Annotated in this window: 17 protein-coding genes and 1 pseudogene; 14 read left to right on the top strand and 4 right to left on the bottom strand. The window is 73.7% G+C overall.

Translation table 11 applies throughout. The annotated features are described in order from the left end of the window. Positions 1-63: 63 nt before the first annotated feature. Positions 64-201, bottom strand: a complete 138-nt coding sequence (locus tag ACIPXB_RS24730) for a hypothetical protein (RefSeq protein WP_401453426.1) — start codon at positions 199-201, stop codon at positions 64-66. Here ACIPXB_RS24730 and ACIPXB_RS24725 point away from each other — a divergent pair. From ACIPXB_RS24725 to ACIPXB_RS24685, 9 genes and pseudogenes are all read left to right on the top strand, one after another. Further along, positions 139-803, top strand: a pseudogene (locus ACIPXB_RS24725) (Scr1 family TA system antitoxin-like transcriptional regulator). The gene ACIPXB_RS24730 and the pseudogene ACIPXB_RS24725 overlap by 63 nt on opposite strands. Next, positions 800-1,048: a DUF397 domain-containing protein gene (locus tag ACIPXB_RS24720; protein WP_401453390.1), complete on the top strand. Its 249-nt coding sequence runs from the start codon at positions 800-802 to the stop codon at positions 1,046-1,048. The pseudogene ACIPXB_RS24725 and the gene ACIPXB_RS24720 overlap by 4 nt, the downstream one beginning before the upstream one ends. A 1,070-nt stretch (positions 1,049-2,118) precedes the next feature. Continuing rightward, positions 2,119-2,928 carry a TIGR03084 family metal-binding protein gene (locus tag ACIPXB_RS24715; protein ID WP_401453388.1) on the top strand — a complete coding sequence of 270 codons (810 nt, stop codon included), beginning with the start codon at positions 2,119-2,121 and terminating at the stop codon, positions 2,926-2,928. Positions 2,929-2,996: 68 nt separating this feature from the next. Beyond that, positions 2,997-4,772: an acyclic terpene utilization AtuA family protein gene (locus ACIPXB_RS24710; protein WP_401453424.1), complete on the top strand. Its 1,776-nt coding sequence runs from the start codon at positions 2,997-2,999 to the stop codon at positions 4,770-4,772. Continuing rightward, positions 4,769-6,367 (top strand): acyl-CoA carboxylase subunit beta, encoded by a 1,599-nt coding sequence (locus ACIPXB_RS24705; protein ID WP_401453386.1) that lies wholly within the window; start codon positions 4,769-4,771, stop codon positions 6,365-6,367. Before ACIPXB_RS24710 ends, ACIPXB_RS24705 begins: the two co-directional genes overlap by 4 nt. Positions 6,368-6,375: 8 nt before the next feature. Further along, positions 6,376-8,379, top strand: a complete 2,004-nt coding sequence (locus ACIPXB_RS24700; RefSeq protein ID WP_401453384.1) for an acetyl/propionyl/methylcrotonyl-CoA carboxylase subunit alpha — start codon at positions 6,376-6,378, stop codon at positions 8,377-8,379. Further along, positions 8,376-9,536 (top strand): acyl-CoA dehydrogenase family protein, encoded by a 1,161-nt coding sequence (locus tag ACIPXB_RS24695; RefSeq protein ID WP_401453382.1) that lies wholly within the window; start codon positions 8,376-8,378, stop codon positions 9,534-9,536. Before ACIPXB_RS24700 ends, ACIPXB_RS24695 begins: the two co-directional genes overlap by 4 nt. 21 nt (positions 9,537-9,557) lie before the next feature. Next, the gene (locus tag ACIPXB_RS24690; RefSeq protein WP_401453380.1) at positions 9,558-10,295 is read left to right on the top strand and encodes an enoyl-CoA hydratase family protein; all 738 of its coding nucleotides are present in this window, start codon (positions 9,558-9,560) and stop codon (positions 10,293-10,295) included. Beyond that, positions 10,283-10,876, top strand: a complete 594-nt coding sequence (locus ACIPXB_RS24685) for a TetR/AcrR family transcriptional regulator (RefSeq protein WP_401453378.1) — start codon at positions 10,283-10,285, stop codon at positions 10,874-10,876. Before ACIPXB_RS24690 ends, ACIPXB_RS24685 begins: the two co-directional genes overlap by 13 nt. 63 nt (positions 10,877-10,939) lie before the next feature. Here the strand turns inward: ACIPXB_RS24685 and ACIPXB_RS24680 are convergent, their stop codons facing one another. Next, positions 10,940-12,040 carry a citrate synthase 2 gene (locus tag ACIPXB_RS24680; RefSeq protein WP_401453376.1) on the bottom strand — a complete coding sequence of 367 codons (1,101 nt, stop codon included), beginning with the start codon at positions 12,038-12,040 and terminating at the stop codon, positions 10,940-10,942. A gap of 249 nt (positions 12,041-12,289) precedes the next feature. On the opposite strand from ACIPXB_RS24680, the gene pdxH reads away from it, so the two are divergent. Both pdxH and ACIPXB_RS24670 read left to right on the top strand, forming a co-directional pair. Beyond that, positions 12,290-12,913 carry a pyridoxamine 5'-phosphate oxidase gene (gene pdxH, locus ACIPXB_RS24675; protein WP_401453420.1) on the top strand — a complete coding sequence of 208 codons (624 nt, stop codon included), beginning with the start codon at positions 12,290-12,292 and terminating at the stop codon, positions 12,911-12,913. 382 nt (positions 12,914-13,295) lie between these two features. Next, complete coding sequence (locus ACIPXB_RS24670) at positions 13,296-14,729, top strand: PAS domain-containing protein (RefSeq protein ID WP_401453374.1); 1,434 nt, start codon at positions 13,296-13,298, stop codon at positions 14,727-14,729. Positions 14,730-14,749: 20 nt separating this feature from the next. Here ACIPXB_RS24670 and ACIPXB_RS24665 read toward each other — a convergent pair whose 3' ends face one another. Continuing rightward, on the bottom strand, positions 14,750-15,505 hold the full coding sequence (locus ACIPXB_RS24665) for an SIS domain-containing protein (RefSeq protein ID WP_401453372.1): 756 nt from the start codon (positions 15,503-15,505) through the stop codon (positions 14,750-14,752). Between the two features lie 189 nt (positions 15,506-15,694). Here ACIPXB_RS24665 and ACIPXB_RS24660 point away from each other — a divergent pair, with 189 nt between their 5' ends. Both ACIPXB_RS24660 and ACIPXB_RS24655 read left to right on the top strand, forming a co-directional pair. Further along, a complete protein-coding gene (locus ACIPXB_RS24660) occupies positions 15,695-16,387 on the top strand; it encodes a metal-dependent transcriptional regulator (protein WP_401453370.1) in 693 nt (230 codons plus the stop codon). A 272-nt stretch (positions 16,388-16,659) separates the two neighbouring features. Continuing rightward, the gene (locus ACIPXB_RS24655; protein WP_401453368.1) at positions 16,660-17,628 is read left to right on the top strand and encodes an alpha/beta fold hydrolase; all 969 of its coding nucleotides are present in this window, start codon (positions 16,660-16,662) and stop codon (positions 17,626-17,628) included. Positions 17,629-17,748: 120 nt separating this feature from the next. On the opposite strand, the gene ACIPXB_RS24650 is transcribed toward ACIPXB_RS24655, so the two are convergent. Next, positions 17,749-18,669: an NAD(P)-dependent oxidoreductase gene (locus ACIPXB_RS24650; RefSeq protein WP_401453366.1), complete on the bottom strand. Its 921-nt coding sequence runs from the start codon at positions 18,667-18,669 to the stop codon at positions 17,749-17,751. A 137-nt stretch (positions 18,670-18,806) separates the two neighbouring features. Between ACIPXB_RS24650 and ACIPXB_RS24645 the strand changes: the two genes are divergently transcribed. Next, a complete protein-coding gene (locus ACIPXB_RS24645; protein ID WP_401453364.1) occupies positions 18,807-19,853 on the top strand; it encodes a GlxA family transcriptional regulator in 1,047 nt (348 codons plus the stop codon). Positions 19,854-19,907: the final 54 nt, after the last annotated feature.

Genomic DNA, 19,907 nt, shown 5'->3' with positions numbered 1-19,907 from the left:
GGCTGCCCGCATCTGCGTGTACGCACGGTACGTACGAGGACGGTTCAGCCGATGAGCGACCTGTCAGACCGCGAAGAACAGCCGGAACGCCCCGTGGAGGTCGACGGCACCGCCTACCTCTTCCGGGCCCTGGGCAAGATGATCAAAGTCCTGCGCGAACGCGCGGGCCTCCAGCAGAAGGAACTGGCCGCTCTCACCCACGTCGGCCAGGACCTGATCAGCGCGATGGAACGCGGCATCCGGACTGGTTCCGCCGGTTCGCCACCGCCGAGGCCGAGTCGGTGGCGCTGCACTACTACGAGGTCCAGGCCATCCCGGGCCTGCTCCAGACCGAGGCCTACGCGCGGGCCCTCTTCCGCCACCGTCGGCCGATGCTGGACGAGGAAACCATCGAGAAGCGGGTGGCGGACCGCCTGGCCCGCCAGGTGATCCTGGACCGCTGGCCGGCTCCGACCTTCAGCTTCGTCCTGGAGGAGGCGATGCTGCACCGCCCTCTCGGCGGCCGCGAGGTCCACCGCGAACAGCTCCGCCGCCTCGTCGAGGTCGGCTCGCGCCGGACGGTACACCTCCAGATCATGCCGCTTGACGCAGAGGAACACCCCAGCCTCGACGCCCCGTTCACTCTGCTGCGCCCCAAGGGGCGCCAGGAAGTGGCCTACACGGAGATCTACGGGCAAGCCAACTTGATCACCGACCCCGAACAGGTGCGTGTCTACAGCGAGCGCTATGGGATCATCCGGGCACAGGCGCTCACGCCCCACGAGTCCATTGCTCTGATCGAGAAGATGCTGGGAGAGAGATGAACACGACAGAACTGTCCTGGTACAAGAGCAGCTACAGCGACGGTGAGGGCGGCAACTGCGTCGAAGTCGCGTACCAGTGGCGGAAGTCGACGTACAGCAGCGGTGAGGGCGGCAACTGCGTAGAGGTGGCCGCCTGCCCCTCGACCATCCACGTCCGTGACTCCAAGAACCCGACCGGACCCCAGCTGGCTCTCACCCCGGCCGCTTGGTCCGCCTTCCTCGGCCTTGCCGGGCCAGTGGAGTAGAAGGGTACAGGGGCTGCCCGTCAGTCCTCAGGGTCCTTCCGGGGCGACCTGACCTGTCAAGAGCGCTCCTTCGTCGCGTCGCTGCGCGATTCCGCTTCGCTCCACTCCTGACAGGCCAGGCCGCCCCGGAAAGACAAGGACTGTCGGGAAGCCCCCGAAGGAACGGGAGGGGGCAGCCTTTCCATGCCCGGGGGTTCCAAGGGCCGACCCAGGGTCGGGCAGGCAGGCCCCCCTCCCCCCAGGCTGCGGAAGCCGACCCGGGCGAGCAGGCGCGCCCGATCGCTACGCGCTCCTGTCGGCATAGCGGGTGCGGCCCGCCTGTGGCGGGACATAGGCCGCCTCGGATTGCTGCTCGCTGCTCTCTCAGGCGTCTGATCCCCCTCTGGTGATACCCGGCGGGCAGTCAGTGGGAGTGCACGCCTGGGAGTGACCACCATAGTGGGGCAATCCGATCATTCTGCGGGCTCTGGAGAGACTCCCGGGAGAAGTGGATCAGATGACCTCCCGCCAGTGCCCATCTCTCGCAACTTCCGGCCCCGGGAGGCTCCCTGGGGCCCTGGAGAAGCTTCCGGCCCCAAGCCGGGCCGCAGGCGCCCATCCGCAGGAGCGCGTAGCGATCGGGCGCGCCTGCTCGCCACGGGGCGGTTTCTGCACCTGGCGTGCGGCGAACCGGACTGGCCGGGCCACTGGGTGGGCCTTGGAACCCTTCGCTTTGGTGGAGTGCCGACCTCCCGTTCTTTCGGGGGCGTCCCGACAGTCCTTGTCTTTCCGGGACGGGACGGCCTGTCAGGAGTGGAGCGAAGCGGAATCGCGAAGCGACGCGACGAAGGAGCGCTCTTGGCGGGCCGGCCCGGCACGGAAGGACAGTGAGGGCTGACGGGATGACCCCGGAACCCCTCCAACGCCCAACGGGGAGGGGGCAAGTCCAGCTCCGTGGAACCCGGTTGGCGGCTGGCGGGAACTCGTTGGTCCGCCGGAAAAAACCATGCAAGCACGCTTGCTTGTTTTCTTGGGCGCTGCCAGTCTCTCCTCACGCCGTCGTGTCCCGGGGTCCCCGAGGAGAGCACACCGTGTCCGAACCGTCTGCCGCCGCCGCCGTTCTCGCCGATCTCCGGGCCGAAGGCCACGAGCTCGACCTGCTGGTCCGGGAGCTGCCACCCGCCGCGTGGGCCAAGGACACCCCCGCGCCCGGCTGGACCGTCGCCCACCAGATCGCGCACCTCGCGTGGACCGACCGTGCCGCCCTGCTGGCGGTCACCGATGCCGAGGGCTTCGGGGCGATGGTCGCCGAAGCGCTCGCCGCACCCGACTCGTTCGTGGACGACGGCGCCGACGAGGGGGCGGTCCTGCCGCCGGCCGAGCTGCTGGCGCTGTGGCGGACCGGTCGGGACTCCCTCGACGCGGCGCTCGCCGCCGCTTCGCCCGACACCCGTTTCCCCTGGTACGGCCCGCCGATGAAGGCGGCCTCCATGGCCAGCGCCCGCCTGATGGAGACCTGGGCGCACGGCCAGGACGTCGCCGACGCGCTCGGTGTGCGGCGGGTCCCGACGGCCCGCCTGCGTCATGTGGCGCGGATCGGCGTACGGGCGCGCGACTACGCCTTCGCCGTGCGCGGGCTGCCCGCCCCCACCGAGGAGTTCCGCGTCGAGCTCACCTTCGCCGAGGGGGACGACGTACGGCTGTGGGCCTACGGGCCGCCCGACGCGCGCCAGCGGGTCACCGGGCCGGCGCTCGATTTCTGCCTGCTCGTGACCCAGCGGGCGCACCGGGCCGACCTCGGCGTCCGGGCGGCCGGGCCCGACGCCGACCGCTGGCTGGACATCGCGCAGGCCTTCGCCGGTCCGGCGGGGCCGGGGCGGGCGCCCGGGGCGGCGTCGTGACCCGGCGGGCGCTGCGCATCGGCAACGCGTCCGGGTTCTACGGGGACCGGTTCGAGGCGGTGCGCGAGATGCTGGCCGGCGGGCCGCTGGACGTCCTCACCGGGGACTACCTGGCCGAGCTGACCATGCTGATCCTGGGCCGCGACCGGCTGAAGAACCCCGGTCTCGGCTACGCCAAGACCTTCCTGGGCCAGCTGGAGGAGGGGCTCGGGCTCGCGCACGAGAAGGACGTGCGGATCGTCACGAACGCGGGCGGCCTCAACCCGGCCGGGCTCGCGGACGCGATCCGGACGCTTGCGCAGAAGCTGGGCCTGCCCACGACCGTCGCGCACGTCGAGGGCGACGACCTCATGCCGTACGCCGACGGCGCGCTGACCGCCAACGCCTACCTGGGCGGCGCCGGGATCACGGCCTGCCTGCGGGCCGGCGCGGACGTGGTCGTCACCGGCCGGGTGACGGACGCCGCGCTGGTGACCGGGCCGGCCGCCTGGTGGTTCGACTGGGCGCCGGACGACCACGACCGGCTCGCGGGGGCGGTGGTGGCCGGGCACGTCCTGGAGTGCGGGACGCAGGCCACCGGCGGCAACTACGCGTTCTTCGGGCGCCACGACGTACGCCGCCCCGGCTTCCCGCTGGCGGAGATCGCGGAGGACGGCTCCTCGGTGATCACCAAGCACCCGGGTACGGGCGGCGCGGTGACCGTCGGCACGGTCACGGCGCAGCTGCTGTACGAGACCCAGGGCGCCCGGTACCTGGGCCCGGACGTCACGGCCCGCCTCGACACGGTCCGCCTGGAGAGCGCCGGACCGGACCGGGTGCGGATCCACGGGGTGCGCGGCGAGGCGCCGCCCGGCACCCTCAAGGTGGGCGTCACCCGCATCGGCGGCTACCGCAACGAGGTGACGTTCGTCCTCACCGGCCTGGACATCGAGGCCAAGGCGGACCTGGTCCGCGCGCAGCTCGCGGAGGCGCTGGAGGGGATCGCGGGGGTGCGGTGGACGCTGGCCCGGACCGACCACGCGGACGCGGACACGCAGGAGACGGCCGGCGCGTTGCTGCGGCTGGTGGTCCGGGACCCGTCCCCGGACCGGGTCGGGCGGGCCCTGACGGGCGCGGCGATCGAGCTGGCCCTGGCCAGCTACCCGGGCTTCCACGTCACGGCCCCGCCGGCGGCGGCCCAGCCGTACGGCGTCTTCACGGCCTCCACGATCCCGACCGAGGCCGTCCCCCACGTGGCAGTCCTCCCAGACGGCACCCGCGTACCCACCCCGCCTACCGTTCCAGCCCCGCCCGCCCAATCAGCCCCGCCGGCGTTTGAGGCGCGGGGGTTGGGGGGCGGAGCCCCCGAGACCGGGGTCCGGGGCGGAGCCCCGGTACCGGGAAGGGGCGGGGTGGGGGAGAAGCCGCCCGCAGGGCCCCCGGCCGCCGACGCACCGCCCCCCAACCCCCCGGTCCCCACCACCCGCGCCCCCCTGGGCCACCTGATCGGCGCCCGCTCCGGCGACAAGGGCGGTGACGCCAACGTCGGCGTCTGGATCGACCCGGACCCCGACCAGGCCACCGCCACCCCCACCGCCGCCTACGCCTGGCTGGAGCAGACCCTCACCGTCGAGACCTTCCAGCGCCTCCTCCCCGAGACCCGCGGCCTCACCGTGACCCGCACCGCCCTCCCGAACCTCCAGGCCCTGAACTTCACGGTCACCGGCCTCCTCGGCGACGGCGTCGCCTCCGGCCACCGCTTCGACCCGCAGGCCAAGGCCCTCGGCGAATGGCTCCGCGCGCGTCACGTCGACATCCCCACCCACCTCATCAGCTCCCCGCCCCAGCCGGAGGTCGGCCCATGACCCGCCTCACCACCGCCCTCGACCCCCGCGACCCCGATCACGTCGCCCACCGCGAGGCCGCCCTGGAGCGGCTCGCGGCGCTCGACGCCGAGCACGCCAAGGCGCTGGCCGGGGGCGGGCCCAAGTACACCGAGCGCCACCGCACCCGCGGCAAGCTGCTGGCCCGTGAGCGCGTCGAGCTGCTGCTGGACGCCGACACGCCGTTCCTGGAGCTGTCCCCGCTCGCCGCCTGGGGCAGCGACTACCCCGTCGGCGCCTCGATGGTCACCGGCATCGGCACCGTGTCAGGGGTCGAGTGCCTGATCACCGCCAACGACCCGACCGTACGCGGCGGCGCCTCCAACCCGTGGACGCTGAAGAAGGCCCTGCGGGCCAACGAGATCGCGTACGCGAACCGGCTGCCGTGCATCAGCCTCGTCGAGTCCGGCGGTGCCGATCTCCCCTCCCAGAAGGAGATCTTCATCCCCGGGGGCGCGATCTTCCGCGACCTCACCCGGCTCTCCGCCGCCGGCATCCCCACCGTCGCCGTCGTCTTCGGCAACTCCACCGCCGGCGGCGCGTACATCCCCGGGATGTCCGACCACACCATCATGATCAAGAACCGCTCCAAGGTGTTCCTCGGCGGCCCGCCCCTGGTGAAGATGGCCACGGGCGAGGAGAGCGACGACGAGTCCCTCGGCGGCGCCGACATGCACGCCCGTACGTCCGGGCTCGCCGACTACTACGCCGTCGACGAGGAGGACGCGATCCGGCAGGCCCGCCGGGTCGTCGCCCGTCTCAACCACCGCAAGGCGCAGCCGGATCCCGGGCCGGCGCCGGAGCCCCTGTACGACCCGGAGGAGCTCCTCGGCATCGTGCCCGCCGACCTGCGCACCCCCTTCGACCCGCGCGAGGTCGTCGCCCGGCTCGTCGACGCCTCCGACTTCGACGAGTTCAAGCCGCTGTACGGGACCAGCCTGGTGACGGGCTGGGCGAGCCTGCACGGCTATCCGGTCGGCATCCTCGCCAACGCCCAGGGCGTGCTGTTCAGCGCCGAGTCGCAGAAGGCGGCCCAGTTCATCCAGCTCGCCAACCAGCGGGACGTCCCGCTGCTCTTCCTCCACAACACCACCGGCTACATGGTCGGCAAGGAGTACGAGCAGGGCGGCATCATCAAGCACGGCGCGATGATGATCAACGCGGTGTCCAACTCCCGCGTCCCGCACCTGTCCGTGCTGATCGGGGCCTCCTACGGCGCCGGCCACTACGGCATGTGCGGCCGGGCCTACGACCCCCGCTTCCTGTTCGCCTGGCCCAGCGCCAAGTCCGCCGTCATGGGCCCGCAGCAGCTCGCCGGCGTGCTGTCGATCGTGGCCCGGCAGTCCGCCGCCGCCAAGGGGCAGCCGTACGACGAGGAGCAGGACGCCGGGATGCGTGCGTTCGTCGAGGCGCAGATCGAGTCCGAGTCGCTGCCGCTGTTCCTGTCCGGGCGGCTCTACGACGACGGGGTCATCGACCCGCGTGACACCCGCACCATCCTCGGCCTGTGCCTGTCGGCCGTCCACAACGCCCCCGTCGAGGGCGCCCGTGGCGGCTTCGGCGTCTTCCGGATGTGAGCCCGCCCATGAACCAGAACCCCCAGCCCCCGACCCCCCTGACCTCCCTCCTCGTCGCCAACCGGGGCGAGATCGCCGTCCGGGTCTTCCGGACCGCCCGCGCCCTGGGCCTGGACACCGTCGCCGTCCACTCCGACCCCGACGCCGACGCCCTGCACGTGCGCGAGGCCGACGCGGCCGTCCGGCTGCCCGGGGCGGCGCCCGCCGAGACGTACCTGCGCGGTGACCTGGTCATCAAGGCGGCCCTGGCCGCCGGCGCTGACGCCGTGCACCCCGGGTACGGATTTCTCTCCGAGAACGCCGACTTCGCCCGCGAGGTGGTGGCCGCCGGGCTGACGTGGGTCGGCCCGCCGCCCGAGGCGATCGAGGCGATGGCGTCCAAGACCCGCGCCAAGGAGCTGATGCGCGCCGCCGGCGTGCCGCTGCTCGACCCCGTCGACCCGGCCACCGCCACCGCCGCCGACCTGCCCCTGCTGCTCAAGGCCGCCGCGGGCGGCGGTGGCCGCGGCATGCGCGTCGTACGGGACCTGGACGCCGTCGGGGACGAGCTGGCCGCGGCCGCCGCCGAGGCCCGCTCGGCCTTCGGCGACGGCGAGGTGTTCGCGGAGCCGTACGTCGAACGCGGCCGGCACGTCGAGGTGCAGATCCTCGCCGACGCCCACGGGACCGTCTGGGCGCTGGGCACCCGCGACTGCTCCCTGCAACGGCGCCACCAGAAGGTCATCGAGGAGGCCCCCGCCCCCGGCCTGTCCGAGGAACTGCGCGCCACCCTCCACGAGGCGGCCGTGGCCGCCGCCCGCGCCGTGTCCTACCGGGGGGCCGGCACCGTCGAGTTCCTCGTCACCGCCGACGGCCGGCCGTACTTCCTGGAGATGAACACCCGTCTCCAGGTGGAACACCCCGTCACCGAGGCCGTGTTCGGCCTGGACCTGGTCGCCCTCCAGCTGCGCGTCGCCCAGGGCGAGCCGCTTCCCCCGGCCCCGCCCGCACCCGGCGGCCACGCCGTCGAGGCCCGCCTGTACGCCGAGGACCCCGCCCAGGACTGGCGCCCGCAGACCGGCGTCCTGCACACCCTCGACATCCCCGGAGCCGGCACCGGCACGGGGGCAGGCACCGGCAGCGTCCGCGTCGACACCGGCTTCGCCGACGGTGACACCGTCGGCGTGCACTACGACCCGATGCTCGCCAAGGTCATCGTGCACGCGCCCACCCGTGCCGAGGCCGTCCGGGCCCTGGCCCACGCCCTGTCCCGGGCCCGGATCCACGGCCTGACCACCAACCGCGAGCTCCTCGTGGCGTCCCTGCGCCACCCGGAGTTCGCCGCCGCCCGCCTCGACACCGGCTTCTACGACCGCCACCTCGCCACGCTCACCGCCACCCCCGGCGGTGACGCCGACGGCCGACCCGGTGCCCGCCTCGCCGCCCTCGCGGCCGCCCTCGCCGACACCGTCCCGTCCCCCCGCGCCCCGCTCACCGCCCGCCTCGGCGGCTGGCGCAACGTGCCCTCGCAGCCGCAGATCCGCTCCTACCGCACCGGCGACACGACGTACGAGATCCGCTACCGCCACACCCGCGCCGGGCTGGAGCCCGAGGGGCACGACGGCGTCCGGGTCCGCACCGTCACCGCCGACCGCGTGGCCCTCGAGCTGGACGGGGTCCAGCGCGTGTTCCACGTGAAACGAAATTCGAACAAGCCTGAGCTGTACGTCGATTCGGCGCTGGGCTCGTACACCCTGACCCGGCTGCCGCGGTTCGCCGACCCCCAGGACCGCACCGAGCCCGGCTCACTGCTCGCCCCCATGCCCGGCACGGTCGTCCGCGTCGCCGAGGGCCTCGCCCCCGGCGCCGCCGTCACCGCCGGCCAGCCCCTGCTCTGGCTGGAGGCCATGAAGATGGAGCACCGCATCCTCGCCCCTGCCTCCGGCACGCTCACCGCGCTCCACGCCGCCCCCGGCCATCAGGTCGAGGTCGGCGCCCTGCTCGCCGTAGTCCAGGAGGAACCGCACCCATGAGCCCCGTCCTCGAAACCGCAGAGCACACCGCCCTGCGCAGCGCCGTCGCCGCCCTCGGGCAGCGCTACGGGCGCGACTACCTGGCCCGGGTCGCCCGCGAGGGCCGCCACCCCGACGAACTGTGGGCCGACGCCGCCAAGCTCGGCTACCTCGGCGTCAACCTGCCCGAGGAGTACGGCGGCGGAGGCGGCGGCATCGCCGAACTGTCCATCGTCCTCGAAGAGCTGGGCGCCGCCGGCTCCCCGCTGCTGATGCTGGTCGTCTCGCCCGCCATCTGCGGCACGGTCATCGCCCGCTTCGGTACCGAGGCGCAGAAGCGGGCCTGGCTGCCGGGTCTGGCCGACGGCAGCCGCACCATGGCCTTCGGCATCACCGAGCCCGACGCCGGATCCAACTCCCACCGCATCACCACCACCGCCCGCCGCGACGGCGAGGAGTGGGTGCTCAGCGGCCGCAAGGTGTTCATCTCCGGCGTCGACATCGCCGACGCCACGCTGATCGTGGGCCGTGCCGAGGACGCTCGCACCGGACGCCTCAAGCCCTGCCTGTTCATCGTCCCGCGCGACGCCCCCGGCTTCTCGCGCTCGGTCATCGACATGGAGCTCCAGGCCGCCGAGAAGCAGTTCGAACTGGTCCTGGACGACGTACGGCTGCCCGCCGACGCGTTGGTGGGCGACGAGGACGCCGGTCTGCTCCAGCTGTTCGCCGGGCTCAACCCCGAGCGCATCATGACCGCCGCCTTCGCCATCGGCATGGGCCGCTACGCCCTCGCCCGGGCCGTCGAGTACGCCACCTCCCGCCAGGTGTGGAAGGAGCCCATCGGCGCCCACCAGGCCATCGCCCACCCGCTCGCCCAGGCCCACATCGAGCTGGAACTGGCCCGCCTGATGATGCAGAAGGCCGCCCATCTCTACGACAGCGGCGACGACATGGGCGCGGGCGAGGCCGCGAACATGGCCAAGTACGCTGCCGGCGAGGCCTGTGTGAAGGCGGTGGACCAGGCCGTCCACACGCTGGGGGGCAACGGCCTCACCCGCGAGTACGGGCTGGGGGCCCTGATCACCGCCTCCCGCGTGGCGCGGATCGCCCCCGTCAGCCGCGAGATGATCCTCAACTTCGTCTCGCACCAGACCCTGGGCCTCCCCAAGTCCTACTGAGCACCAGCAAGAAGGGACGGCATGAACCCGATCGTCGGATCCGCGCACGCCCGCGGCATCACCACGCTCACGCTCGACTCGCCGGCCAACCGCAACGCACTCTCCGAGGCCCTCGTCGGCGAGCTGCGCGCGGCCCTGGCCGCGGCCGGCGCGGACCCGGCGGTACGGGCGCTCGTCCTGACCCACGCCGGGTCCACCTTCTGCGCGGGCGCCGACCTGAAGTCGCCGTGTGCCCCGGCGGACTTCCTGGCCCTGCTCCACGAGATCGCCGAGCTGCCCAAGCCGGTCGTCGCCCGCGTCACCGGCCACGTCCGTGCCGGCGGCCTGGGGCTGCTCGGCGTCTGCGACATCGCGGCGGCCGGCCCCGCCTCCACGTACGCGTTCACCGAGACCCACCTGGGGCTGGCCCCGGCCGTCATCTCCGCCCCGCTGCTGCCCCGCCTCGACCCCCGGGCCGCCGCCCGCTACTTCCTGACCGCGGAGGCCTTCGGCGCCGCCGAGGCCGCCCGCATCGGCCTGCTCACCCTGCACGCCGAGGACGTCGACCAGGCCCTCGACGGTGTCCTCGACGGCCTGCGCAGGGCCGCGCCGCAGGCCCTGGCCGCGACCAAGCGGCTGGTCACGGCACCCGTACGGGAGGCCCTCGGCCGCGACGGCGCGGAGCTGACGGAGCTGTCCGCGCGCCTGTTCGCCTCCGAGGAGGCCCGCGAGGGCATCACGGCCCGCTTCGAGCGCCGGGACCCGTCATGGGCGCGGTGACCGGACCCAAGCAGGCTCGCAGCCGCGTCACCCGCCGCCACCTGCTGGAGGCCGCCGTCTCCTGCCTGGCCGAACAGGGCTGGGCCGGCTCCACGGTCTCCGTCGTCGCCGAACGCGCCGGGGTCTCGCGCGGCGCCGCCCAGTACCACTTCCCGACCCGCGAGGACCTCTTCACCGCCGCCGTCGAGTACGTCGCCGAGGAACGCTCCGCCGCCCTGCGCGAGCTCTTCCACGCCGGCCCGGCCACCGACCGCTCCGATGCCGTCGAGGCCCTCGTCGACCTCTACACCGGCTCCCTCTTCCGCGCCGCCCTCCAGCTGTGGGTGGCCGCCTCCAACGAGGAGCAGCTGCGGCCCCGGGTCACCGAACTGGAGGCCCGCGTCGGCCGCGAGACCCACCGGATCGCCGTCGAACTCCTCGGTGCCGACGAATCCGTCCCCGGCGTCCGCGAGACCGTCCAGGGCCTGCTCGACATGGCCCGCGGCCTGGGCCTGGCCAACGTCCTCACCGACGACACCGCCCGCCGCGCCCGGGTCGTCGCCCAGTGGTCCCGGATCATCGACGCCACGCTCGGTCCCTGAGCGGACGGACCCCGACGGGACCGCGCCCGGACGGCCGTACAGCCGTCCGGGCGTGGGGCGCGGTCAGCGCGCGATGTCGGCGTAGCCCTCGATGTCCTGCGGGTTGCGCTTGCCCGGGCCGATGTAGCGGGCCGAGGGGCGCACCAGGCGGCCGGTGCGCTTCTGCTCCAGGATGTGCGCCGACCAGCCGGCGGTACGGGCGCAGGTGAACATGGACGTGAACATGTGCGCCGGGACCTCCGCGAAGTCCAGCATGATCGCCGCCCAGAACTCCACGTTCGTCGCCAGCACCCGGTCGGGACGGCGGGCGTGCAGCTCCTCCAGCGCGGCCTTCTCCAGCGCCGCCGCCACCTCGTAGCGCGGCGCGTCCAGCTCCTTGGCCGTACGGCGCAGCACCCGGGCGCGCGGATCCTCGGCGCGGTAGACGCGGTGGCCGAAGCCCATCAGCCGCTCGCCCTTGTCCAGGGCCTTCTTCACGTACGCGACGGCGTCGCCGGTGCGCTCGATCTCCTCGATCATGCCGAGGACGCGCGAGGGCGCACCGCCGTGCAGCGGGCCCGACATGGCACCCACGGCGCCGGACAGCGCCGCCGCGACGTCCGCGCCGGTGGAGGCGATCACGCGCGCGGTGAAGGTGGAGGCGTTCATGCCGTGCTCGGCGGCCGAGGTCCAGTACGCGTCGACGGCCTTGACGTGGCGCGGGTCCGGCTCGCCCCGCCAGCGGATCATGAACCGCTCGACGACGGAGTCGGCCTTGTCGATCTCCCGCTGGGGCACCATGGGCAGGCCCTGGCCGCGCGCGGACTGGGCGACGTACGACAGGGCCATGACCGCGGCCCGCGCCAGGTCGTCGCGGGCGGTCCGCTCGTCGATGTCCAGCAGCGGTTTCAGCCCCCACACCGGGGCGAGCATCGCGAGCGCCGACTGCACGTCGACGCGGATGTCACCGGAGTGCACGGGGATCGGGAAGGGCTCGGCGGCGGGCAGGCCCGGATTGAAGGCACCGTCGACCAGCAGGCCCCAGACGTTGCCGAAGGAGACGTTGCCGACGAGGTCTTCGATGTCGACCCCGCGGTAGCGGAGGGCTCCGCCCTCCTTGTCGGGTTCGGCGATCTCGGTCTCGAACGCGACGACCCCTTCGAGCCCGGGTACGAAGTCGGACATCAGGCGGCTCCTCAGATAGTGCGAACACGCGCGGCTCCCGGCGTGATTCGCGGTCCGGCGCGGTCATCCCCGTTGATGCCCGGCACGGCCGATGGTCACCCGCACGGGGACCAGCGGACCGGCCCCAAGATTTTGTCCGTTCCGCTTGATGTGCGGAAGCGTGACATACGGCACACCCCCAGCGGCACTCCGGGGGTGGTGCTGGGGCAGGATGGCCGGGTGACCGCCCACGACCTTGATCCCGCCATCATGCGCAAGCAGTACCGCTCGGAGATCGTCACCGAGGACAGCCTCGCCGCGGATCCCATGACGCAGTTCGCCTCCTGGTTCCGGCAGGCCTCCCTCTCGCACATCTTCGAGCCGAACGCCATGGTCGTCTCGACGGCGACCCCGGACGGCCGCCCCAGCTCCCGCACCGTGCTGCTCAAGCAGTTCGACGAGCGCGGCTTCGTCTTCTACACCAACTACGCCTCGCGCAAGGGCCGGGAGATCGCGGAGAACCCGTACGTCGCCCTGCTCTTCCCCTGGCACCCCATCGCCCGCCAGGTCATCGTGACCGGCACCGCCGCGCGGGTCGGCCGGGACGAGACCGCGGCCTACTTCCGGTCCCGCCCGCACGGCTCCCAGCTGGGCGCCTGGGCCAGCGACCAGTCGCAGGTCATCGCCTCGCGCGCGGAGCTGGACCGGCGCTACGCCGAGCTCGCCGAGCGCTACCCGGAGGACGAGAAGGTCCCGGTCCCGCCGGAGTGGGGCGGGCTGCGCGTCGTACCGGAGGAGGTCGAGTTCTGGCAGGGGCACGAGAACCGGCTGCACGACCGGCTGAAGTACGTCCGCGAGGGCGGCGTGTGGCGCGTCGAGCGGCTCTGCCCCTGACGGAAGCGGAAGGCGAAAGGCGGAAGGCCCCGGGAACGCAGGCGACCCGCGCGCTCGGGTTCCTCTCCTGCAGTGAGAGGAGCCGGCCGGACGTACCGGCGAGCGCGCGGGTCGGGTGACTGCTTGGGATTGGCCGGCGACGGAGCCGACCGCACTGGGTGCGTGCGACAGCGAGCGCTAGCCCGCAGTCACCTCACGCGTCCGGTAGTCATACATTTCCGGAACCACCTCCCTTCTCGTGTACAGCCCACCCTAGGAGCCGCTCACGGGACCCTCAAGCGATTTATTCTGGGGGAATCGGGGGAATGCGGTGTGGGCTGCGTCACGTTCCAGTTCAATGATCTGACGTGCCGCACACGCGAACACCTGCAGGGGGTGCCAGGTGAGTGCTTCCGGACGTAGTGAGACCACCGAGGATCTGCTGGCCGCGCTTCTGGACGGCATGGACGCGGCGCTGTGCGCGTTCGACGCCGACGGCGTGATCACGCACTGGAACCGGGAGGCGGAGCGGATCCTGGGCTGGTCGGCCGCCGAGGCCGTCGGGCGGCGCGGGTTCGCGGGCTGGGCCGCGCGGGCCGCCGACGCCCAGGACGTGGCCGACCGGCTGATGGCCGCCCAGGACGTTCCGGGCCGCCAGGTCCACGAGTTCGCCCTGGTCACCAAGGACGGCGGGCGGGTCCTCGTCCGCACCCAGTCGGCCGGGGTGCCGGGGGCCGACGGGAAGCCCGCCGGGGTCTACTGCGCCTTCAGCGAGGTGCACGCCCAGATCGACCTGGAACGCTCCATCGCGCTGAGCGAGGCCCTTATGGACGACGCGTCCTGGGGGGTCGTCCTCGTGGACGTGGACCTGCGCCCGGCCGTGGTCAACCAGCACGCCGCACGGGCCTTCGGCTCGGGGCGCACCGCGCTGCTCGGGCGGCCGCTGGGGGATCTGCTGGCCCAGGGCGCGGAGGAGCTGGAGGGCGCGCTGTCGCACGTCCTGGCCGAGGGCGCGCCACCCGCGCCGATGGAGCTGTGGGTGTCGGTGCGCACCCCGGAGGAGGCGGCGCCGGAAGGAGCGGGCCCGGGAGGGGCGGGCCCGGGAGGGGTGAGCTCAGCAGGGGTGAGCCCGGCAGCGGCGGGCCCGGAGAAGGTGCGCCGGCGGTGCTGGCGGTGCGGGTTCCTGCGGCTGGCCTCGCCGCTGGCGGAGGAACCGGTGCCGCTCGGGGTGGGCTGGCTGTTCCAGGACATCACCGAGGCGCGCCAGGCCGAGCTGGACACCGCGCAGCTGCGGTTCCGGTCGAACCAGCTCTACCGGGCCGGGCGGGCGGCCGCCGAGTGCGAGGACCCGGCGGAGGCGGCGGCGGTCCGGCTGGACTTCGCGCTGGCCGGCTTCGCCGACCACGCGCTGATCGACGTGGTGGTGGGCGAGGGCCGGCTGGTGCGGTCGGCGGTGTCGCCGTCCGGGTCGGCGGGACCGGTGCCGCTGCTGCCCGGGCCGGGCGCCATCCCGGTGCGGTACGCGCCCGCGCACCCGGCGCTCCAGGCGCTGGACCGGATCGGCTCCGTACGGGCCGGCGCGCCGCGCGGCGAGGCGGCCGACGGATGGGCGAGGGCCCGCCAGTGGCCCGAGGGCGCGGTGCACGCGCTGTGCACGGTGCTGCGCAGCCGGGGCCGGACGCTGGGCGTGCTGACCTTCGTCCGCGGCCCGTCCCGCCCGGCCTTCGACCGGGCGGACGCGGCGTACGCGGAGGAGGTGGCCTCCCGCGTCGCGGAGGACGTGGACCTGGCCGCTACGACGGCCGGCCGGAAGCCGCAGGACGGCCCGCCGGACTGACCCGGAAGCCGGCCGGGCGGTCAGTGGCGGAAGAAGATCCGGTCGCCGTACTCCTTCATCACGCGGCCGTTCCACTCGTGGCCGCCGTCCACGTTGCCCGAGCGCAGCAGCGGCGGCTCCACGCCGCGCGCGAGCAGCTCGCCGGCCGCCGCGGCCATCACCGCCTGCATGATCGCGCTGGTCACCACGGTGGAGGCGGGGGCGAACGGCGCGTCGATGCCGTCCAGGCTCAGCTCCGCGTCGCCGACCGCGATCTTGCTGTCCAGCACGATGTCGCAGTGGTCCTTGAGGAAGGTCCCCGACACGTGCCGGGACCTGGTCTCCGTCGCGTACGCCACCGACGTGACACCGATGACCTTCAGGCCCAGCGCGCGGGCGTTCATGGCCATCTCCACGGGCAGCGCGTTGCGCCCCGACAGCGAGATGACCACCAGGACGTCGCCCGCGGCGGCCGGGCTGGAGTCGAGGACCGCGCCCGCCAGACCGTCCACCCGCTCCAGCGCGCTGCCCAGGGTCGCGGGCATGACGTCGATGCCGGCGGTGCCGGGCACGGCGAGGAAGTTCATCAGCGCGAGCCCGCCGGCCCGGTAGACCACGTCCTGGGCGGGCAGCGAGGAGTGCCCGGCGCCGAAGGCGAAGAGCCGGTTCCCGGCCGCGACGGCGTCCGCGACGACCGTGCCGGCCTCGGCGATGCCCGAGGCCTCCTCGTCACGGACGCGCTGCAGCAGACCGATGGCGGCGTCGAAGAACTGACCGGCCAGCTTGCTCTCGCTCATACGCCGAGGGCCCTTCCAGTGATGGGGTGCGTCCGTGTCCGCCGCTCACCGTGCGGTCTGGACCAAGGACGTGTCAATACGGGCGTCAATCCGCGTCGCGACGGCCCGCTGACGCCAGGGACGGGACGGTTGTCGGCCCGATGCGTCAGAATTGGGGCAGGGCCAGCGCACGATATCCGAGGGGCACGAATGTCCGGACTGATCGATACCACGGAGATGTATCTCCGCACCATCCTTGAGCTGGAGGAGGAAGGTGTGGTCCCCATGCGCGCCCGGATCGCCGAGCGGCTCGACCAGAGCGGTCCGACGGTGAGCCAGACGGTGGCGCGCATGGAGCGGGACGGCCTGGTGGCCGTCGCCAGCGACCGTCACCTCGAGCTCACCGAGGAGGGCCGGCGGCTGGCCACGCGCGTGATGCGCAAGCACCGCCTGGCGGAGTGTCTCCTGGTGGACGTCATCGGGCTCGAGTGGGAGCAGGTGCACGCCGAGGCCTGCCGCTGGGAGCACGTGATGAGCGAGGCGGTGGAGCGGCGCGTCCTGGAGCTGCTGCGCCACCCGACGGAATCGCCTTACGGGAACCCCATCCCGGGGCTGGAGGAGCTGGGCGAGAAGGCGGAGGCCGACCCGTTCCTCGACGACAGCATGGTGAGCCTCTCGGAGCTGGACCCGGGCACCGAGGGCAAGACCGTGGTCGTACGCCGGATCGGCGAGCCGATCCAGACGGACGCGCAGCTGATGTACACGCTGCGGCGGGCGGGCGTGCAGCCCGGCGCCGTGGTGAGCGTGACGGAGTCGCCGGGCGGTGTCCTGGTCGGCAGCGGCGGCGAGGCCGCCGAGCTGGAGGCGGAGATCGCCTCGCACGTCTTCGTCGCCAAGGGCTGAGCGTCGGATTCCTGTTCCTGGGTAGGGATGGTCCCGGCGCCTCACGGCGCCGGGACCGGTCCTCCCCTTGCTGACCCGGAGCCCCGAGCTCCCAGGGTCAATCCCCTCGGACCGTCTTCCCCGAGCGGCCCGCCTCCCGTGGGGAATCTCCCCTCGGCAGCGGCGGCCAATCCTTGAGCAAGGTCACTCGAAAGAGCGGTGTTGGCGGCGGGAAGGCCGTTTTCGAATGCGGGTTCGATAGTCTGGCCGGGAGCGAAGGGGGTGCATCTGCGGTGGTACAGCGCTTCGATGTGACAGGGACCGACGGCGTGCGCCTGGCCGCGTGGGAGTTCCGCGAACCTGCCGCCGCCGAGTGGGACACGGACGCTCCCGGCCGGGATCCGTCCGCCGCCCCCGGCCCGTCCTCCGTCCCCGGTCCGGCTCACCGTCCCCGTCCGGCTCACGGTCCGGCTTCCGTTCCCGAACCGGACCGCCCCGCGGTGCTGTTACTCCACGGGCTGATGGGCCGCGCCTTCCACTGGGCCGGCACCGCCCGCTGGCTCGCCGGCCGCCACCGCGTCGTCGCCCTCGACCAGCGCGGCCACGGCCAGAGCGAGGCGCCCGAGCACGGCCCGTACACCCGTGAGGCCTTCGTCGCCGACGCCGAGGCCACCGTCGAGCAGCTGGGCCTGGCGCCCGTCACGGTCGTCGGCCACTCCATGGGCGCGCTCACCGCCTGGCAGCTCGCCGCCCGCCGCCCCGACCTCGTCCGGGCCCTCGTCATCTGCGACATGCGCGCCTCCGCCCTCGGCGCCGCCTCACAGCGCCAGTGGGAGGACTGGTTCCGCCGCTGGCCCCTGCCCTTCCCCACCCAGGACGCCGCCCGCCGCTGGTTCGGCGAGGACGACCCGTGGGTCGAACGCCCCGACCCCGGCCGCGGCGAGTTCTTCGCCGAGGTCATGCACCGGGCCCATGACGGCTGGCGGCCCCTCTTCTCCCGCTCCCAGATGCTCACCGCCCGCGAGACCTGGGTCCACGACGCCCACTGGGAGGAACTCGCCCAGGTCCGCTGCCCCACGCTGGTCGTCCGCGGCCTCGACGGCGAACTCGGCCGCGCGGAGGCCCAGGAGATGGTCCGGGTCCTCCCGGCCGGCCAGTACGCGGAGATCCCCGACGCCGGCCACTACCTCCACTACGACCAGCCGGCCGCCTGGCGGGCAGCCCTGGAACCCTTCCTGGACGGAGTCCTGGCGGAGCCCTGACCGGCCCCGCCCGACCTCCCCGGCCCCGAGCCCGGGCCCGGCCGGCGGCGCGCGGTGAGCCCACCCGCGGGCTCACCGCCCGCCGCCGATGGGCTCACCGCGCCCCGCCCGGGCCCGTGTTCACCGCCCCGGCGCCCGCAGGACCTCGATCACGCCCGCGTAGCTGCTCGCGCCGTGCCCGGCCGCCTTCGCCCGCTGCATGGTCGCCTTCAGCAGCTCGGGCAGCGCGTTGTCCAGGCCGCGCGCCCCGGCCGCGTGCAGCAGGTGGTCGATCGCGGCGATCTGCACGTCGACGGTGGCGTCGTCCCCCGGGTAGTGCCCGGCGTCCACCTGGCCCGCGTACGTCGTCATGAACCCCGACACCGCGCCCAGCCAGCGCACCGCGATCGCCGTGAAATCGGCCGCCGTCGCCTTCTCGGACCCGACCAGGGCGGTGCCGTGCAGCCATCCGGTCAGGGCGGCCCACATCAGGCCCAGCAGCGCCGCGTCGTAGAGGGAGGCCATGCCCTGGTCGGCGCCGAGGTACAGCGGGTCGCCGAGGACCCGCAGGACGGGCGCCCAGGTCTCGAACACCTCCCGGGACCCGCTGTAGAGGAACATCATCTCCGCGCTCCCGACGCCCGGCGGCGTCGTCATGATCGCCCCGTCGAGGTACGCCGCCCCGCGCGCCGCCGCCCAGCCGGCCGCCTCGCGCGCCTGCTCCGGCGAGCCGGAGCAGAGGTTGACCAGGGTCCGCCCGGTCAGGTCGTCGTCGCCGAACAGCGCGTACATCACCTCGTAGTCGAGCACGCAGACGACCGTCAGCGGGCTCGACGCGACGGCCTGGGCCGGCGAGGGCGCGAGCCGGGCGCCCCGCCCGACCAGTTCGCGCGCCTTGTCCGCGGACCGGTTCCAGACGGTCACGGCGTGCCCGGCGCCCAGCAGTGCGGCGGCCAGCGCCGACCCCATCGAGCCCAGCCCGATGACGGTCACGGGCGCGGGGGAGGGGGCGGGGGCGGGCGTGGCGGCGGCAGTGGCGGCGGGGGTGGGAAGGGTGGTCATGCTCAGCTCCTCGGACGGTCTCCTGCGACGGGACCACGCTCGCAGCGGGAGCCGGACCCGGACAGTGACGGCAGTGCCGCGAGCCGCCCAATTCCTGCCACGGCCAGGGGTGATGGCGCCGGGGTAGCCTCGGGAGGATGAGTGCTGCTGGTTCCGCCGGCCCGGCCGGTTCCGTCGCCGTGGTGATCCCGAACGACATCCCCTTCCCGTCGTGGGACCTGTACGAGGCGAGCATCCCGCTGACCGTCTTCGGCAAGCCCCAGCCCGACCTGGCCGATCCCTGGTACGACCTGCGGCTGTGCGGTACGGACGAGGGCGCGGGCCCGGCCGGGGCGTCCGGGCTCGCGGTGCGCACCCCCTACGGCCTCGAGGACCTGGCGGGCGCGGACACCGTCATCGTCCCGTCCGTCCCCGACGCCTGTGTCGAGGACGGCGTACCGCTGCCGCCGAAGCTGATCGCGGCCCTGCGGGACGCCCGGGACGCCGGGGCGCGCATGGTCTCCCTCTGCACGGGCGCCTTCGCGCTCGCCGAGGCCGGCGTCCTCGACGGCCGCCGGGCCACCGCGCACTGGATGCACACGGCCCAACTGGCCGCCCGCTACCCGAAGGTGCGGGTCGACGACTCCGTCCTGTACGTCGACGACGGCGACGTCCTCACCAGCGCCGGCCTGACGGCGGGCCTGGACCTGTGCCTGCACCTGGTCCGGCGCGACCTCGGCGCGCACGTGGCCAACCAGCTCGCCCGCCGGATGGTCGTCCCGGCCCACCGCAAGGGCGGGCAGGCGCAGTTCATCGACCTCTCCGTCCCGGCGACGGACGACGAAGGGCTGGGCCCCGTCCTGGAGTGGGCCCGCGCCCGCCTGGACGAACCGCTCTCGGTCGACGACCTGGCCCGCCGGGCCTCGATGAGCCCGCGCACCTTCTACCGCCGCCTCCAGGCGGCCACGGGCACGACACCGCTGCAGTGGCTGCTGAACCAGCGGCTGGCCCGGGCGCAGGCGCTGCTGGAGTCGACCGGTCTGCCGGTGGAGAAGGTGGGCGAACTCAGCGGCCTGGGCACGGCGAACAACCTCCGCCACCACTTCCTGAAGCAGGTGGGCGTCTCCCCGACGGACTACCGCCGGTCGTTCCCGGCCCACCCGGCCCACCCGGCCCGCCCGGCCCGCAACGGCGGCGAGGGCTGACGGGACACCCCGTACAGCCCTCGCCCACCCAGCACGAGACGCGCGACCCACCCC

Origin of the sequence: Streptomyces sp. NPDC090022, from assembly GCF_044748145.1 — a bacterium.
In the GTDB taxonomy this organism is placed as follows: Bacteria; Actinomycetota; Actinomycetes; order Streptomycetales; family Streptomycetaceae; genus Streptomyces.
The sequence above is the reverse complement of the archived record's forward strand: the minus strand, read 5'-3'. Positions and strand labels throughout refer to the sequence as shown.